Origin of the sequence: Nocardia sp. NPDC050175 (assembly GCF_044459885.1) — a bacterium.
Taxonomy (GTDB): domain Bacteria; phylum Actinomycetota; class Actinomycetes; order Mycobacteriales; family Mycobacteriaceae; genus Nocardia.
Genome location: NZ_JBITJI010000001.1, coordinates 689,430 through 704,879, shown reverse-complemented (window position 1 = coordinate 704,879; position 15,450 = coordinate 689,430). Strand labels below are relative to the sequence as shown.

Annotated in this window: 15 protein-coding genes; 5 read left to right on the top strand and 10 right to left on the bottom strand. The window is 64.3% G+C overall.

Annotated elements, in window-relative coordinates; genetic code table 11:
* The first annotated feature begins 232 nt into the window (after positions 1-232).
* Positions 233-709 (top strand): hypothetical protein, encoded by a 477-nt coding sequence (locus ACIBK2_RS03200; RefSeq protein ID WP_396963077.1) that lies wholly within the window; start codon positions 233-235, stop codon positions 707-709.
* Here the strand turns inward: ACIBK2_RS03200 and ACIBK2_RS03195 are convergent.
* The 4 genes from ACIBK2_RS03195 to ACIBK2_RS03180 all read right to left on the bottom strand — a co-directional run bounded on the left by ACIBK2_RS03195 (position 700) and on the right by ACIBK2_RS03180 (position 4,284).
* Positions 700-2,058, bottom strand: coding sequence for a cytochrome P450 (locus tag ACIBK2_RS03195; protein ID WP_396963075.1), 1,359 nt, complete (start codon positions 2,056-2,058; stop codon positions 700-702). The two genes, ACIBK2_RS03200 and ACIBK2_RS03195, sit on opposite strands and share 10 nt — an antisense overlap.
* Positions 2,059-2,166: 108 nt before the next feature.
* Positions 2,167-3,009, bottom strand: coding sequence for an ABC transporter permease (locus tag ACIBK2_RS03190; protein WP_396963073.1), 843 nt, complete (start codon positions 3,007-3,009; stop codon positions 2,167-2,169).
* On the bottom strand, positions 2,969-3,805 hold the full coding sequence (locus ACIBK2_RS03185; RefSeq protein ID WP_396963071.1) for an ATP-binding cassette domain-containing protein: 837 nt from the start codon (positions 3,803-3,805) through the stop codon (positions 2,969-2,971). Before ACIBK2_RS03185 ends, ACIBK2_RS03190 begins: the two co-directional genes overlap by 41 nt.
* Positions 3,802-4,284 carry a MarR family winged helix-turn-helix transcriptional regulator gene (locus tag ACIBK2_RS03180; RefSeq protein WP_396963069.1) on the bottom strand — a complete coding sequence of 161 codons (483 nt, stop codon included), beginning with the start codon at positions 4,282-4,284 and terminating at the stop codon, positions 3,802-3,804. The genes ACIBK2_RS03185 and ACIBK2_RS03180 overlap by 4 nt, the downstream gene beginning before the upstream one ends.
* Positions 4,285-4,498: 214 nt before the next feature.
* On the opposite strand from ACIBK2_RS03180, the gene ACIBK2_RS03175 reads away from it, so the two are divergent.
* The 3 genes from ACIBK2_RS03175 to ACIBK2_RS03165 all read left to right on the top strand — a co-directional run bounded on the left by ACIBK2_RS03175 (position 4,499) and on the right by ACIBK2_RS03165 (position 6,619).
* The gene (locus ACIBK2_RS03175; protein WP_396963067.1) at positions 4,499-5,368 is read left to right on the top strand and encodes a helix-turn-helix domain-containing protein; all 870 of its coding nucleotides are present in this window, start codon (positions 4,499-4,501) and stop codon (positions 5,366-5,368) included.
* Positions 5,365-5,568, top strand: a complete 204-nt coding sequence (locus ACIBK2_RS03170; protein WP_396963065.1) for a hypothetical protein — start codon at positions 5,365-5,367, stop codon at positions 5,566-5,568. Before ACIBK2_RS03175 ends, ACIBK2_RS03170 begins: the two co-directional genes overlap by 4 nt.
* A gap of 511 nt (positions 5,569-6,079) precedes the next feature.
* The gene (locus ACIBK2_RS03165; RefSeq protein WP_396963063.1) at positions 6,080-6,619 is read left to right on the top strand and encodes a hypothetical protein; all 540 of its coding nucleotides are present in this window, start codon (positions 6,080-6,082) and stop codon (positions 6,617-6,619) included.
* 77 nt (positions 6,620-6,696) lie between these two features.
* On the opposite strand, the gene ACIBK2_RS03160 is transcribed toward ACIBK2_RS03165, so the two are convergent.
* On the bottom strand, positions 6,697-7,299 hold the full coding sequence (locus ACIBK2_RS03160; protein ID WP_396963061.1) for a TetR/AcrR family transcriptional regulator: 603 nt from the start codon (positions 7,297-7,299) through the stop codon (positions 6,697-6,699).
* A 120-nt stretch (positions 7,300-7,419) separates the two neighbouring features.
* Here ACIBK2_RS03160 and ACIBK2_RS03155 point away from each other — a divergent pair, with 120 nt between their 5' ends.
* Positions 7,420-8,250 (top strand): SDR family NAD(P)-dependent oxidoreductase, encoded by an 831-nt coding sequence (locus tag ACIBK2_RS03155; RefSeq protein ID WP_396963059.1) that lies wholly within the window; start codon positions 7,420-7,422, stop codon positions 8,248-8,250.
* 160 nt (positions 8,251-8,410) lie between these two features.
* Here the strand turns inward: ACIBK2_RS03155 and ACIBK2_RS03150 are convergent, their stop codons facing one another.
* The 5 genes from ACIBK2_RS03150 to ACIBK2_RS03130 form a co-directional block, all read right to left on the bottom strand.
* Positions 8,411-9,706 (bottom strand): NtaA/DmoA family FMN-dependent monooxygenase, encoded by a 1,296-nt coding sequence (locus ACIBK2_RS03150; RefSeq protein WP_396963056.1) that lies wholly within the window; start codon positions 9,704-9,706, stop codon positions 8,411-8,413.
* Positions 9,707-9,787: 81 nt separating this feature from the next.
* On the bottom strand, positions 9,788-11,437 hold the full coding sequence (locus ACIBK2_RS03145; RefSeq protein WP_396963054.1) for an amidohydrolase: 1,650 nt from the start codon (positions 11,435-11,437) through the stop codon (positions 9,788-9,790).
* A gap of 196 nt (positions 11,438-11,633) precedes the next feature.
* A complete protein-coding gene (locus ACIBK2_RS03140) occupies positions 11,634-12,563 on the bottom strand; it encodes a ketopantoate reductase family protein (protein WP_396963052.1) in 930 nt (309 codons plus the stop codon).
* Positions 12,560-13,828 (bottom strand): glutamate synthase-related protein, encoded by a 1,269-nt coding sequence (locus tag ACIBK2_RS03135; protein ID WP_396963050.1) that lies wholly within the window; start codon positions 13,826-13,828, stop codon positions 12,560-12,562. The genes ACIBK2_RS03140 and ACIBK2_RS03135 overlap by 4 nt, the downstream gene beginning before the upstream one ends.
* Positions 13,825-14,820 (bottom strand): asparagine synthetase A, encoded by a 996-nt coding sequence (locus tag ACIBK2_RS03130; RefSeq protein WP_396963048.1) that lies wholly within the window; start codon positions 14,818-14,820, stop codon positions 13,825-13,827. The genes ACIBK2_RS03135 and ACIBK2_RS03130 overlap by 4 nt, the downstream gene beginning before the upstream one ends.
* Positions 14,821-15,450: the final 630 nt, after the last annotated feature.

The following is a 15,450-nucleotide window of genomic DNA, read 5'->3' as shown; positions in this document are numbered from 1 at the left end:
CTATCGGCGGATGCAGTGGCCGTAAGGCGTGCGCTCGGTGCGCCTGCATCGGGTGCTGGGGTGCGGCGCGCACCGATTCTCTCGCCGCGTATGGAATTGCTGGCGGATTCGGGCGCACGGAGCGAAACCGTGCGCGGCATGGCTCGGGCGTCGCAGTGCTGCTGTACCTGCGCGAACGCACAGATACCTTGGCACATCGCTGGGCAGCGCTCGCGGGGGTGATGCTGTTCGGATGGGGGCTGCTCGCGGCGGGGTTGTTGATGTCGCGATTCACCCACGCGGACCCGAACATCGGCGCCGGGATCCTGCAGCTGGCAGGAGCCGCCACGCCGAGTGCCACCGGTGCGGGCAGCCCACCGACTTCTTCGAGGAGTACACCCCGCTGCGCATCATCACCGACACGATCTTCGCCCTCGGGCTCGGTCGCGACGGTGAGCTGCGGCAGTTGCAGAACCGCAGCGGCGGCATCCTGAACTTCCTGCTGCACGGCGACCGCTGGCAGAGCACGCCTTCGGCCAGGCGCAACCTCACCTTGCTCTCGGGTGACTCGCCCTTGCAGAACGCGGGCTACGGCGGCCTCCTCCCTGCCAACGCCAAAATCATTCCCGGCTACCGGCACTACGACGTGGTCACCGCCGCTGAACGACAGAACAACGGAATGCCGGAGATGGCAAGCACTCTCATCGCCAATTTCCGCACTCAGCCATGAGCTGAGCGTCGGCGGTAGCGGACGCGGCATGGCTGTTGCAGCTGCACCACCATCTTGGAGTGGTCGTTGCGGTAGGTGTCCGACGGCTGGGACAGCTCGAATTCCCAGTCCCGCAACAGGATCGAGAAGATCGCTTTGAGTTGCATGAGTGCGAACGGCGCGCCGACGCAACGGTGGCGGCCCGCACCGAAGGGAATCCAGGTCCAGCGGTTGATGATGTCTTCCTGTCGCGGATCGAGGTAGCGGCTCGGGTCGAACGTGTCCGGGTCGGGGAAGTCCTCAGGGATCCGGTTGGAGATCGCGGGCGTGGCCGCCACCATGTCGCCGGGTGCGATGCGGTGCCCGCACACCTCGAATTCGTCGCGGGCGATGCGCATCAGGATGATCAGCGGCGGGTGCAGGCGCAGTGATTCCTTCAGTGCTGCTTCGAGATTCGGGATCTGGCGTAATGCGTTGTGGCTGACTTCCGAACCGTCGGCGTACAACTCGTCGAGTTCGGTGATTACCGTGCGCAATACGTCGGGGTGTCGTAGTAGTTCGATGGTTGTCCATGCCGCGGTACCTGAGGTGGTGTGGTGTCCGGCGAACATCATCGAGATGAAGATGCCGGTGATCTCGCTCGCCGAGAAGCGTGGTGCGCCGTTCTCGTCGGGCACCGAGATCAGGATGTCGAGCATGTCGCGAGAGTCCTTGCCGGACGGCGGGTTTGCCGCGCGGCCCGCCATGATCGATTGCACCAGCTCGACGAGTTGCTCGCGGGCCTCGTCGCGGCGGCGGAAGCTCTCGATCGGCGCGTAGGGATCGACGTAGGCCAGCGCGTCGGTGCCCTGTTCGAGTTCATGGTAGAGCTGCGCGAATCGGGCGTCGAGCTCGTTGCGGAACTTCACGCCGATGAGGCAGGCCGAGGAGGTGTAGATGGTCAGCTCGGCGAAGAACTCGAGCAGGTCGATTTCGCCCTCGTCGTCCCAGGTGGCCAGCATTCGGTCCACCTCGGCGGCGATGGTCGCGGCGTGCCCGCGCATGGCGTCGGCGCGCAGAGCTTGGTTGTGCAGCATCTCTTTTCGGCGTTCCGGGCTCGCGTCGAAGACCACGCCCTCGCCGAAGATCGGTGTCATGAACGGGTAGGCCGCGGCCTGGTCGAGATCGTCGTCGCCAGCTCGGAAGAAGAATTCGTTCGCCTCCGCACCCGACAGCAGGACGACATCACGTCCGGCGAGCTCGAAGGTTCCGATGTCGCCGCATTCGGCTCGGACGCGCCGCATCAGCGCGATCGGATCGGTGCGGAACTCCTCGAGGTGTCCGTGCTCGTCTGCTCCGCCGGACACTCGCTGCGGCTTGACCAGTGTCATCAGGGAATTCCTCTCCGCAAGCCTGCCCAGATACCTGCTGGACATGTGTCTGGACAGTACTGCGAAGAGTCGTCCGGTACAAGACCGATTGAAGTGTCTGCCGGGCGGCTATCGAGTCAGTCGGCCGAGAAGTGCCGAGGCGCAGGCGATTCCGAGGACGGCGGCGAAGACGAGGACGCCCATGTCGGTCCAGAGGTGGTAGGTGCCGCCGACCAATAGTCCACGCAGGGCGTCGACTTCGTAGCTGAGTGGGTTGATGTGGCTGATGACGCGCAGCCAGCTGGGCATCAGGTCCAGTGGGTAGAGGGCGTTGGAGGCGAAGAACAGTGGCATGGTGATCGCTTGGCCGATGCCCATCAGGCGGTCTCGCTTCACGACCAAGCCCGCGATGGTCATCGACAGGCACGCGAAGAACGATGCGCCGAGTAGTACGGCGACTACCGCGGCGAATAGTTTCAGCGGGTTCATCGTCATGTGCACGCCCATGATCAAGGCCAGCACCACGATGATCAGGACCTGAGAAACCGCGCGGACCCCGGCGGCGAAGCATTTTCCGGTGATGAGCGCGGCTCGCGGCGTGGGGGTGACCATCAGTTTGTTGAGGATGCCCGCGTCGCGGTCCCAGATCAGCATGATGCCGTAGAAGATGGCGATGAACAGCGCCGACTGCGCGATGATGCCCGGGGCGAGGAAGTCCAGGTAGGGCATGTTCCCGGTGGGGATGGTGTGCAGGCGGGCGAAGGTGGTGCCGAAGATCAGCATCCAGAGCGCGGGTTGTACTGCGCGCGTGACGAGTTCGGTGCGGTCATGGCGGAGCTTCTGGAGTTCGACCAGTGCGAAGGTGTTGATCCGGGAGCCGAGGGTGAGCAGTCGGCCGAGGCCGTGCGGGGCCAGGCGCAGGGGCGGGTAGTCAGCCTGCACGTTGAGCGGTTCGACGGGTGCTTCGGACACCACGCAGCCCTCCTTCGGTGGTCGAGTCCTCGTCGAGGGCGGCGCCGTGATGGCGGAAGACGTCTTCGAGGGTGGCGTCGGGGCCGAGGGCGGCCTTGAGTTCGGTGGGGGAGCCGACCGTCTGCAGTTTTCCCTTGTGCAGCAGCGCGACTCGGTCACACAGCAGGTCGGCCTCGGCCATGTAGTGGGTGGTCAGCAGCACCGTGGTGCCGAAGCGGTGGCGCAGGTCGCGCACCCGGTCCCAGACGCTGTCGCGGGCAATGGGATCCAGGCCGACAGTCGGTTCGTCGAGAATCAGCAGGGCGGGCCGGTTGACCAGCGCCTGCGCCAGTTCCAGGCGGCGGACCATACCGCCGGAGTAGCTGGCGGCCAGTCGATCTGCCACGTCGAGCAGGTCCATGGCGGCCAGCACTTCCTCTACCCGCTTGGCGCGTTCGCGGCGAGGTACGTCGAACAGGCGCGCGAACCAGGTCACGTTCTGTCGGCCGGTGAGCGCGCCTTCGATCGAAAGTTGTTGTGGCACATAGCCGAGGTTGTAGCGGATATCGATATCGCGCCGCCCGACCTCGAACCCCAGTACCCGAACCGTGCCCTCCTGTACCGGCATCAGCGTGGTCAGCAGCCGGATCGTGGTGGTCTTGCCCGCGCCGTTGGGGCCGAGCAGACCGAAGACCTCGCCGCGTTCTATCCGCAGGTTCACATGGTCCACCACGATGTGCTCGCCATAGCGGTGGGTCAGGCCCGTGCATTCGACGGCAGGGCTGTTGTGCGGTGGAGCAAGGGAATTCGTTCTCATCGCCGTGTCCTCTGTTCATGCTCGTGCAGAATTCCGGTCAGTTTGCCAACGACCGCCAGTCCGCGGATCAGCTGTTCGCGCTCGTCGGCGGTCAGTTCGTCGAGTGCGGCGGCGACCAAGCCATGTCTGCGCCTGCGGGTTTCGTCGACCGTCCGCTGCACTGGTTTGGGCAGGCTCAGCCGGGTCGCGCGCCGGTCCGCCGGATCCGGTTCGCGCACCAGCAGTTCCGCCTTCACCAGCGCAGTGACAAACGTCGACACGCTATTAGGAGCCAACCCCATCTCGGTGGCCGCCGCCTTGACCGAGATATTCGGATTACGCCCCACCAGACGCAGGAACTCCGCCTGCGAGGCGCTGACCCCGGGCTGATCGAACGATCGGCCGACCAGCCGTGCGATCTGCCGGCGGAAGCGGCCGAAGGTGTTCAGTAGTCGCCCGACCAGTTCCATCTGTGCGGCGGTCTCCAGGGTCTCTTCCACGTCGCCATATTAGCTCTGACTCAGAGGTAATTCTAGATGGACGGCCGGTCATTGCCATATCGCATCGGTTTGATGCCCGAAACGCACGCACATTTGCACGCGCATCTGCAAGTACATTTCCGTCTCGAAGTGTCAGACTCGTTGCGTGAACGCAGATCGAGCCCATGAACATGACGAACCGCCCGGAGTCTGGAGCAGCCCGAGTATCGGAGATGTGCCCACGGTTTTTCGGCGGATGCTCGGCTCGCGACTCCAGCAGTTGCGGAAAGAGCGGGGGCTGACCCAGCAAGACGTCGGCCGTGGGGTTTTCGCCTCGGTATCGAAGATCAGTCGCATCGAGACCGGGATGGTCGGGCTCGACCGTCTCGACGTGATCAAACTGCTCCGGTACTACGGCGTCACCGAGCACGAGGAATACGAGAAATACCTGTCGCTGGTGCAGCTGGGAAACCGGCCCGGCTGGTGGCACCGGGACAGCGATTCGCTACCGAAGGGATTCGAGCTGCTGAACCTGGAGTCGGCCGCGCGAACGATTCGCTGCTACGAACCCGCCGTCGTTCCTGAGCTACTGCAAACCGCCGAATATGCCAGGGCCGCAATACGATTACGCTATCCGGAGTGGCCGGAGCATGAGATCGATCGCCTGCTCGAGGTGCGACTGCGTCGGCAGCGGATCCTCGACCGCGCCGATCCGCCCTATCTGTGGATTCTGGTCGAGGAGAGCGCGCTGCGCAGGCCGATCGGCGGTACCACGGTGTGGGGCAACCAGATCGATCGCCTCGGGCAGGCGATCCAGGCCGAGAACATCGTCGTACAGGTCGTCGGCGACAAGTTGTGTGGGCAAGCGGTCGCGGGCAGCGCTTTCCTCTATCTGCGCTTCATCGAAACCCAGCTACCCGCCGTCGTCTGCGTATCACAACCGACCAGCACGCTGTACTTGGAAAGCCTCGGCGATATCGACCGCTACCTGTACATCGCGAACCAACTCGCCATGCAGGCCGCCCGACCAAGCGAAACCGCGGCCTGGCTGCAATCCCTGGAGGCCGGCCCCGCCCTGCCGAAGAACGGAACACCCCCGGCATGAGTTCCACTCCACCCCAAGAGGATCCCACCCCCCAACCTCCGCAGTCCCGCCCGCCACGCCTGCCCTGGCAGGAGTTGACGGCCGCGGTGATCGTCGCACTCCCGGTGGGTTTCCTGACCGACTACCCGACCGCCGTGGAAGCACTACTCACCGTCTTCTCCGGCATGATCAGCGTCCGCAAGGTGTCAGACCGGAGGTAGAGGGACAGTATCGACTGGGTTTCTGTCTGCCATTGGGTGAAAAGGGCAAGTTGTGCGCGTCGCCGCCTACGGACGTCGACTCGTTTACCGATGCTGTGTTCGTCGCCGAGGGCATGGATCCGAATGAGGACAAGCGTCTTCGTGGGCTGGTCCGCCAGAAGGTGATGCGCGCGTTCCAGCAAAGGTAGGGACAACCCCCGCGCCTCGCTGGCGCTACTGGACGCGATGCGCGCCGCAGGGGTCGACAAGCTGGTGTCCTCCTACATCTCTACGAGTGGCAACTCGGTAAAACTCCACATGCCGGCCGCAAAGGCCCAACGTCCGTCATCAGCGTGATGGCGCTGTGGAGCGAGGTGGCACGTTGGGGACGTCGTTGTCGTCGACCCGATTTGTTCGTTCCCATCCCAGCGGCCGACGGTGACGAATATAGGTCGGCTGGTCCTGCCGTAGGCCGGGCACCTGCCGTTTTGCTCGATCGGATGCGTGCTGACATCGAAGAAGGGATCTGGACTTGTTCACGAAACGCAGCGCCGCGCTGGGCGCGCTCATCCTGATTGCCACAGTGATTTTCGGCGTAACGGCGAGCCCCGCGGTCGCGGAAACCGTCGACGAACGTGAAGAAAAAATCGCGACCGAAATAATCGGCGAGCTTTGCGCGGGCAATGGCGCAAAGGAGCGCAGCGCGAGATGGTACGGGGAGTACATCGATATCCAGCGCCGGGCTCCATATAACTGGCGGCCGGCAGACTATGATCCCATGCTCAACACCCTGAAAGACCTCTATGGCAAATATGCATTCAATCCCTATACCCGACACAAGATGTGCAACGACCTGAAAAATTACTCTGTGCACCTCAAGGAACTCGTCACCAATCACAAGGGCAAAATCAAGGACTGCTGTTCCACCGAGAAACTCTTGAACAATTTCTTCGAAACGAAGCTGGACGACTTGCAGAAGCTCAACGCGCGCGACAACGACAACGAACCCGGGTACAAGGATAAGTGGCGCTGCGATTACCGAGAACATGAGTGCCAGACAGGTAAGTACTGACCGTCGCGGCGTACTAGGCGGCGCCCGCTCCGCGCTCCGCGCGACTTCCGCTGTCGGCCGGGCGCGGAGTGCGGCAGCTAGGTGAGTGGATGTACCGACTGCATGACGGTGTCGAGGAGATCGGGGAGCTGCTGGCTGTTCTCCTCAGCGATCCAGCGCATTTGAACGCTGTGCAGACAGGCCAGGGCGGCGCCAGCGAGGGCGTCGGCGACCATTTCTCGCTCGCGTTCGTCGTCGATGTGAGTGAGACGGGCGGCCAGTGGTTCGGCGATTGCTTGCCGCCAGCTTGCTTGTTTTGCCTCGTGCGCAGCTTGCAGGGATGGGCTTTGCATCATCAGCTTCGTGGTCGCTATGGCTTGCTCGTCTTTGGACAGCTGTGCCAGCAGCGGGTCGAAGGCGCGTCGCAGTGCTTGCCAGGGCGTTTCGTCGTCGGGGCGGACGTGCAGGGTCGCGGCGATTTCTGCTCCGGTCGCGATCATTGCCTGCACCAGCAGGTCGTCCTTGGAGGCGAAGTAGCGGAAGAAGCTGCGGTAGGACAGTCCCGCCGCTTTGGCGATCTGCTCGATGGTGGTGCCGTCGTAACCCTGGGACAGGAACAACTCGATCGCCACGGCCACGATCTCGCCCTGCACCGCGCGGCGAGATCGTTCGCGTAATCCGGGGTCCTTGGCTCCACTCATGCACCGAATTCTACACAACCAGACATGTTTGACACACTGTGCCAACTTCGTCATGCTGGGTCATGAACGTTGAACCGGCGCATCGCGCGCCTGGCCAGCACCCCCAGCAGTAGGGCAGTGATGAGCGAGAAGGAGACCGTTCTGATCACCGGAGGCAGCGACGGCATCGGAGCCGCCGCGGCCCGCCACGCGGTAGACCGAGGCCATCGGGTGGTGATCGTCGGACGCAACCGTGCCAAGACCGTGGCGGTCGGCACCGAACTGGGAATCGACCACCATGTCGCCGATTACGCCGAGCTGGATCAGGTGCGCGCGCTCGGTGAGACCTTGCTCACGGCCTATCCGCGCATCGATGTGCTGGCCAACAACGCCGGTGGGTTGATGAGCGAGCGCGAACTCACCGTCGACGGCTACGAGAAGACCTTCCAGGTCAACCACCTGGGCGGATTCCTGCTCACCAACCTCCTGCTGCCTGCGCTACTGGCCGGCTCGGCCAAGGTGATCCAGACCTCGAGCGTCGGCGCGAAATTGTTCGGCAAGATCGACATCGACGATCTGCAGAACGAACGCAAATACTCATCGACGAAGGCCTACGGTGATTCGAAACTGGCGAACATCCTGTTCACCCGTGAACTCGATCGCCGATACCGTGACCAGGGCATCGCCGCGGCGGCATTCCACCCCGGCCCCGTCGGCAGCAGCTTCGGCAGCGACACCACCAGCACCGCGATCCGACTCATGTACAAGGCCCTGCGGTGGGCGCTGATCTCGCCGGCAAAGGGTGCCGACACCCTGAACTGGCTCATCGACGAACAACCCAACCGCACCTGGGAACCCGGGCTGTATTACGTGAAACGCAAGCCCGGCACGACCTCCCGCCAAGCCGACGACGCCGAACTCGCCGCCCAATTATGGGATCGCAGCACGAAATTGGCTGCCCTGGTCCACTGACCGCGAAGTCGAGAACACACCGCGCGGCTACTGGTCAGGCGATCATGGGGAACTGAGGTTGGCATCGCCCGAGGCGGGTTCAACAGCACCAGTTCCTCGTGAGCGCTTGTCCAGCTGAGCATCCCGGCCCGTGCCGGAGATGGTCAGCGCCCGCCAGGTGTCAGGCCGGGGGTAGGGGAGGGAGTTCGAGGTTGTCGCGGAAGGTGGGGCCGAGGTAGTCGGGGGCGATGATGTTGCGGCGGTGGAGTTCTGGGAGGAGGCCGTTGAGGAGGAAGTCGCGGGTGCGGGGGTCGGTTAGTCCGCCGAGGGTGATTACGTCTAGTACGCCTGCGTTGTAGCGTTCGGCGATTGCGTCGGCTAGTTGGTCGGGGGTGCCTGCGGCGGCCCAGTGGCCGGTGTCCTTGGCGGCGATGATCAACTCGCGGAGGGTTTTTCCGGAGCGGGCGAAGCTGCTGAAGATTTCGACTCGGCCGCGGCGCCGGTGGACTGAATGCACGTCGGGCAGTAGGTGTTCCGGGATCGGCTTGTCCAAGGAGAGTTCGGAGAGGTCGATGTTGCCGCCGAGCATGTCGGCGAGCTGGATGCGGCCCGCGTCGAAATCGGTGGCCTCATCGCGCTCGCGGACCAGTTGGTGGACTTCGGCTTCGGAGGCGCCGTAGGTGGCGTGGAACGAGCTCATGATCAGGGGGAGGCCGTCCGCGCGGCCCAATTCTGCTGCGCGGGTGCGGATTTTCTTGGTGTAGGTGATGGCGTCGTCGAGGGTTGGTAGGGAGGTGAAGACGACTTCGGCGAAGCGGGCGCCGAGTTCGAGGCCTGCCTCGGATTGACCGGCTTGGAACTGCACGGGGCGGCGCTGCGGGAGTGGCGGGATGTTCAAGGGGCCGCGGACCGTGAAGTGTTTGCCCGCGTAATCGATCGGGCGGACCAGGTCGGCGCTCAGGATCGCGCCGCCGTGTCCGTCGGGGGTCAGGGCGCCGGGCTGCCAGCTGTCGAACAGTGCGTTGACGACCTCGAGTGATTCTGTGGCGCGCTCGTATCGTTCCTCCGGCGACGGTAGGTCCTGGTCGCCGTAGTTCTCCTCACCCAGTGACGAGGTGACCGCGTTCCAGGCGGCGCGCCCGTTGCTGACGTGGTCGAGGGTGCCGAACAGCCGGGCCAGGTTGTATGGATGGTGGAAAGTCGTTGTCACCGTGGCGATCAGGCCGACGTGGGTGGTCACCGCGCTCAACGCGGACAAGAAGATCAGCGGCTCCTGCGCCCCGATCGCGCCCTGCGCCCCGAAGCTGAGCAGGTCCGCGGCGAACAGCGCGTCGAATCCGTTGGCTTCGGCGAGTTTCGCGATCTCGATGGCCGAGGTCACGGTGGATTGTCCGGGATCCACCGCGGCCCCGTAAACGTCGGCCGAACCACTCACTCCGGTAACGGTTTTCAACGGCCGCCGCCGTGTAGCACCCACCCCTCGACGCTATGGTCTCCGGCCGCGCATCACGATGGTTACCTTCTGCGTGAACGAAACCCACCGGACCGCTGTCCGGTGTCAGCTCCGTGCATAGACCTGGTTGCCGTTCATCCAGGTTTCCAGGACTGTGATGGCTTTGATCTGATCGGGTGGGACGGCGCGGGGGTCTTGGTCGAGGATGACGAAGTCGGCGTATTTGCCGACTTCGAGGCTGCCGACTTCATGTTCGGAGGAGAGCTGCCACGCCGCTTCGGAGGTCACGGCGCGGATTGCCGATTCCACCGAGATGCGCTCGTCGGGTGCCAGCACGTAGTCGGGTTCTTTCCAGGTACGCCGGGTGACGGCCATCTCGATCATGTGCAGTGGGTTGGGGTCGGTGACCATGAAGTCGGAGTGCAGCGTGAACCCGATTCCCGCTGCCTCCACGCTGCGGCATCGGTCGAGCAGCAAGGCCTTCTGCGCGCCGAAGACTGTGTCGCGCATCGCAATACCCCAGTAGTGGACATGCCCGATCAGGAAGCTGGCGGATACGCCCAGGTCTTTCATGCGGGTGATCTGTTCGTCGTGCAGGATCGAGCAGTGCTCGATCCGCACTCGGACAGCGCCCGGCTCGACCCCGGCATCGCGGATCGCGTCGCAGGCATCCAGGATGTTGTCGATACCGGCGTCGCCGTTGCCGTGGATCGCGAGTGACCAGCCCTTGGTCGCGCGGTCGGCCGCCTCCGCCGCGAGCACTTTGGGCTCCATGTACGCGATTCCGTAGTTGTCGGTATTGAGATACGGCTCGCGTTGCAGGCCGGTGAAGCCCTGGTTGGAGCCGTCGGCGACGAGTTTGTAGCCTGCGATACGCACCAACGCGTCGCCATCGCCCGGCCGCACCCCAGCGGCGTCCCAGGTGTCGGTCCCGAGGGTGTAGAAGGGGTAGGCGCGGATACGGGTCTCGAGCTTGCCGGTGCCTGCCGCCTGCCGCAGGACCGTGAGGTCGTCGGGTGTGTGGCTCAAGGTGCCCAAACCCAGTTCACTCACCGTGGTCAACCCGACCTGCCGCCAACTTTCGAGTAGGTCGATCAGCGCGTCGACCGGGTTCAATCCGGCAGCGGCGTCACATTTTCCGAGGACCTGGTTGTATGCGACACCGTTTTTCATTGTCCCGGTGAGCTTTCCGTCGGCATCGCGAACGAACTCGGCCCCTTCCGGATCCTCCACATCCTCCCCGATGCCTGCGACGGCGAACGCCGCGGAATTCGCGTAGGCAATGTGTCCGGAGGCGTTGAGGACGAACACCGGGTGCGTGGTCGACACCGCGTCGAGTTCGGCGAACGTCAGCGCCGCCAGGTCCGGCTGCACCGCCGGATCGAAATTGCGGGCGAGGATCCATTTGCCTTCGGGCGCTTGACTTGCCAGCTCTGTCAGATGATCGAGTACCTCTCGCGCGGTGGCGAAGCGCGCCATGCCGACGTACTCCATCAGCGCCGCCACCATGCTGCCGGTCAATACGTGGGTATGCGCATCGACGAAGCCCGGCAACATCGTCCGGCCCGCCAGATCGATCTCCGTGGCTCCCGCTCCCACGAGCTCGCGGACCGTCGCCTCCGCACCGACCGCGACGATCCGATCGCCCTGCACCGCGATGGCCTCGGTGACCGAGAATGCCCGGTCAACGGTCAATATCGTGCCGCCCGTGAACAAGTACAGCTGTTCGCCCTCGGGAATCCCTGAAGTGTCCATCGATGTCCCCTGTTCTGGTACCTCGACGACACCATCACCCCACGTACTGCGATCGACCCGCGATATCGGGTGACAGCTCGCCGCTGTGATGAACGTCGGTCGCGGCGAACAACATTCGACGCAGCCGGGGTCGCACAGTCATTGTCCGTGAAGTGCTGCGTGGCCCGCAGGCGAACTCGAACATGCGCTGCTGTCGTCAACGCCCCGATTCGGCCGTCGATCCGTTGATCAGTGGCGTCAGGGCGGTGACCAGACGTTCGGTCAGTGGCATCGGGACGGCGTGCTGCTGGGCGATACGCAGCAGTGCGCCGCCGATGGCGTCGAGTTCCAGGGGGCGACCGGCCTCGGCGTCGCGTTGCATCGAGGACTTGGCTTCCGGTGGGAAGGCGTCGTAGAAGCGAAGGGCCGCTTCGACGTCGGCGGGGACGCCTGCGGCGCTGCTGAGGGTGGCGATCTCCGTGACGAGGTCGACCAGCTCGGTGCGGCGCTCGGTGCGCAGGTCGCCGATGGGAACCTGATGGTGCGTGGTCAGTAAGGCGAAGGGGGCGAGGAAGAAGAGCTTGCCCCACAGCATGGCGGATTCGTTGCCGCGTGTTTTCGCCTGTATGCCAGCGTCATTGAGCATCGCGGCCAGTGCGTCGAGCTGGTCGGGAGGTGTGGTGGCGCTGGCCAGATCGATCTCGACGAACGGGCTGCCGTGTTCGATGGAGCCCGGTGCGACGCGGTTCGATGCGACCCGGATCACACCGGGCACAACGAGTTCCGGGCGGTATCGCTCGCGCAGGACCGCAGGATGTTCGATCCCGTTGAGCAGCGGTACGACCAAGCCGTCGCCCAGCGCGGCGGGAGGTACCCGGTCGACGGCCGCACCGAGGACGTTCTGCTTGACCGTCACCAGACACAGATCGACAGGTTCACGTAACTCGGTGTCCGCCTCCACTTTTACCGTGAACTCACCCAACATCCCACTGCGCACGTGCATTCCGTGCTCCTGCACGGTGCGCACCGTCTCCGGTCCACTGAGGAAGGTCACCCGGTGCCCGGCGCGGGCCAGCAGCGCGCCGATCAGTCCGCCGACACCGCCAGGGCCGAGTACTGCCACGCGCCACTGTCGCTCTGTAGTCATCTGGACCTTTCGTTGGTAGCAGGGAACCATATGTCCTCGGCGGCCAGATCCGCGATCCGGTACTTACCGAGCGCGCTGATCAGGAGCCGGAGCTCCAGTTCGAACGCGGCGAGCAGGTTCGTCAGTCCATGATCGGCGTTCTCGTCGGCGGCGACCAAGGCGGCCCGCCCAAGGCCGACGGCGGACGCGCCCAGAGCCAGGCACTTGACGACTCTGGTTCCCTCCCAACATCTTCCGGAGACCAGCAGGCTGTGGTCGTGTCGATCGCGGTCGGCGACCCGGCGCAGGCATTCGGCCAGCGGCAGGCCGACATGATCGAGGAATCCGTGCGGTGCCCAGCCGGTGCCTGCCTCGGCACCATCGATGGTCACCGCGTCGGCGCCCGCGGCCCACGCGACCTCGGCTGCGTCGGCGACGTCCCGGGCGGGCGGCAACTTCACCCAGATCCGGCAGCGCGGATAGTTGTTGCGCATCAACCGGATCTGTTGACGCAGGATCTCCGCGGTGAAGGTGCCGGGCGTGGCCGAGCGCAACACCGAGGCCTCGGTGGCGTCGTAGATGTCCAGGATGTCGTACTGCGCCGACAGATGCGCGGCCCGTTCGCGGGGGATGAGGGTCATCCCGCCGATGCCGGGTTTCGCGCCCTGTCCCACCTTCAGCTCGAAGGCCAGGCGGCCGCTGGCCAGCAGCGGCTCACTCGCCGGGTCGCTGTAGACCAGGTTCCAGACCTCGGCGTCGGCGTCCTCGGTGCTCTGCTGGACGATCACGCCGCCGAGATCGTCGGCGGCCATCTTGCTGTATTCGGTGAGCCGCCGCAGCAGCGAGCTCTGCTCCTCGTCCGCCATCCGGCCGTAACCCGATACGGGCACGATGTTTTCGCCGATCACCATCGGCACACCCGCGGCACCCGCCTGCCCGGCCACCGCGACACCGAGATCGCCGTTGGCCACGGCGGTGGAGCCGAACGCCGAAACGTACACCGGCAGCGTCGAACGCAGACCGCCGATGGTGGTGGTCAGGTCCACGTCACCCGCTAGGGGTTCCCGGCCGAGGTCGAACATCTTCTCCTCGCGCAGCGGCACGAACACAGGCGGGACCAGCCGGGCGTGGTCGATCGCGTCCATGGCGGGCACGTCCGCGTGCTGCCCCTGTCCGAACAGGGTCGAGCCGTAGCGCGCATTGTCCGGAAACACCGAACCCGCCGCGGTGCGCGCCCGCGCCCGCACCTCCCGCTCGGGAAATCCAGGAGCCGACAGCACACTCATGGACGTAGCTCCCCTGGGATCTTGGGGTAGGCGGTGGCCTGCCAGACCGCGGCGAGACCGCCGAGGAACCGGGTGAACCGCTCCACACCGAGGCCGAAACCCGCACTGGGCGAAAGCCCTTCGCGCGCCACGGTGAGATACCACTCGTATTTGGCCGGGTTCTCGCCGGTTTCGCGGATGCGAGTCAGCAGCGTGCGGTAATCCGACTCGCGCTCACTGCCACTCATCATTTCGCCGAACCCGCCGGGGAAGATCAGGTCGAAGTTGCGCAACATGCCCGGCTCGTCAGGGTTTTCGCTGTCGTAGAAACCGCGCGACCCCTTGGGATAGTCGGTGATGAAGAACGGGCGGGTGGCCGCCGCGGAGATGATTTCCTCACCCTGCCAGTCGATTTCGGTGTGCTCGCGCTGGTCGTAGCCGAGGTCGCGCAGCTCGGTCACCGCGGTGGTGTGCCGCTTGCGGTCGTAGGGACCGGCGAGGACCTGCTTCAACTGTTCGAGATCGCGGTCCAGGACTTCCAATTCGCGCTGGGCGCTGCTCAGCACGTATTCCACCGCGTACTTGGTCAGGCGCTCGGCCACGTCCATGGCGTCCTCGCGCGACCCGTTCGCGATCTCCACGTCGAGCTGGTGGAACTCCGCGAGATGCCGGTGTGTCACCGCGGTTTCCAGCGGCTCGAGCCGCACGTTCGGGGCCACGTGGAAGATCTTGTCGAAGGCGAGCAGCGAGGTCTGTTTGTAGAGAATGCCGCTGGTCATCAGCTTGTAGCGGTGCCCGTAGTAGTCGATGTCGACCTGTTTCGCGCCGCGCGCCCCCGGGTCGGTCACCGGACCGATGATGGGCGGCAACAGCTCGGTGAAACCCTCCGCGGTCAAGAACTCGCGCGCGGCGGCCAGAAATCGGGCCTGCAGGGTCAACGCCGCGATGGTGCGTTTCGACGTGAGATGCGCACGCGGTAGTGGCGGTGCGGTCGGTTCAGTCAATTCAGGCACAGTCCGATCCGTTCAATAGTCGTGCGGGGGAGCTCGTCGTTCATCGGTGCGATGTGCGTCGAAACCGTGAAATAACAAGACCGGACGCGTGTGGCGTCGGCGCTCCATCCCGTATATTCGCCATCTGAAAATATGTAGGCAAGCCGATGGTGTTAACAGATGCCCGAGGATCTCCCGTAGGCAATGCGGCAACTATCGGCTAACGTATATATCCGAGATTCTTTCCAGAATACTCGGTAACTGGTGGGAAACTATTGCTTGACGGTTTACGTCGAACCCCCCGTTCCTGTCGTAACATGGTGCTAACACACTGGTAGCGGCCCAATTCTCCCCTGTCTGGACGTCGCCGTCCACCCCCCGAATGGGGGGTTTTCCGCAGAAGATCGTTTGCTGAAAGCGACAGTGTTCCGCTGGGCCGAACAATTGTTCAACTGTAACGTTGCGGGCAGCTTATACTTCTTTGACAGTGACGAACAGTCGATGTAACTTTGCCTTAACAGGGCAGGGGAGTCGCCGTGGGGATGCGACTTCCTTTGGGAGCTTCTGGGGGTACAGCTCCGGACGCGTGCATTCTGAGAGGGTGGTCTTGGATCGGCTATTGTCTGAATTGGTGCCGAAACACCTTCTGCT

Bases quoted from the DNA above. Each gene is read 5' to 3' on its own strand.
- ACIBK2_RS03200 (WP_396963077.1), top strand. From the start codon at position 233: ATGGGGGCTGCTCGCGGCGGGGTTGTTGATGTCGCGATTCACCCACGC.
- ACIBK2_RS03195 (WP_396963075.1), bottom strand. From the start codon at position 2,058: ATGACACTGGTCAAGCCGCAGCGAGTGTCCGGCGGAGCAGACGAGCAC.
- ACIBK2_RS03185 (WP_396963071.1), bottom strand. From the start codon at position 3,805: ATGAGAACGAATTCCCTTGCTCCACCGCACAACAGCCCTGCCGTCGAA.
- ACIBK2_RS03170 (WP_396963065.1), top strand. From the start codon at position 5,365: ATGAGTTCCACTCCACCCCAAGAGGATCCCACCCCCCAACCTCCGCAG.
- ACIBK2_RS03160 (WP_396963061.1), bottom strand. From the start codon at position 7,299: ATGAGTGGAGCCAAGGACCCCGGATTACGCGAACGATCTCGCCGCGCG.
- ACIBK2_RS03155 (WP_396963059.1), top strand. From the start codon at position 7,420: ATGAGCGAGAAGGAGACCGTTCTGATCACCGGAGGCAGCGACGGCATC.
- ACIBK2_RS03145 (WP_396963054.1), bottom strand. From the start codon at position 11,437: ATGGACACTTCAGGGATTCCCGAGGGCGAACAGCTGTACTTGTTCACG.
- ACIBK2_RS03140 (WP_396963052.1), bottom strand. From the start codon at position 12,563: ATGACTACAGAGCGACAGTGGCGCGTGGCAGTACTCGGCCCTGGCGGT.
- ACIBK2_RS03135 (WP_396963050.1), bottom strand. From the start codon at position 13,828: ATGAGTGTGCTGTCGGCTCCTGGATTTCCCGAGCGGGAGGTGCGGGCG.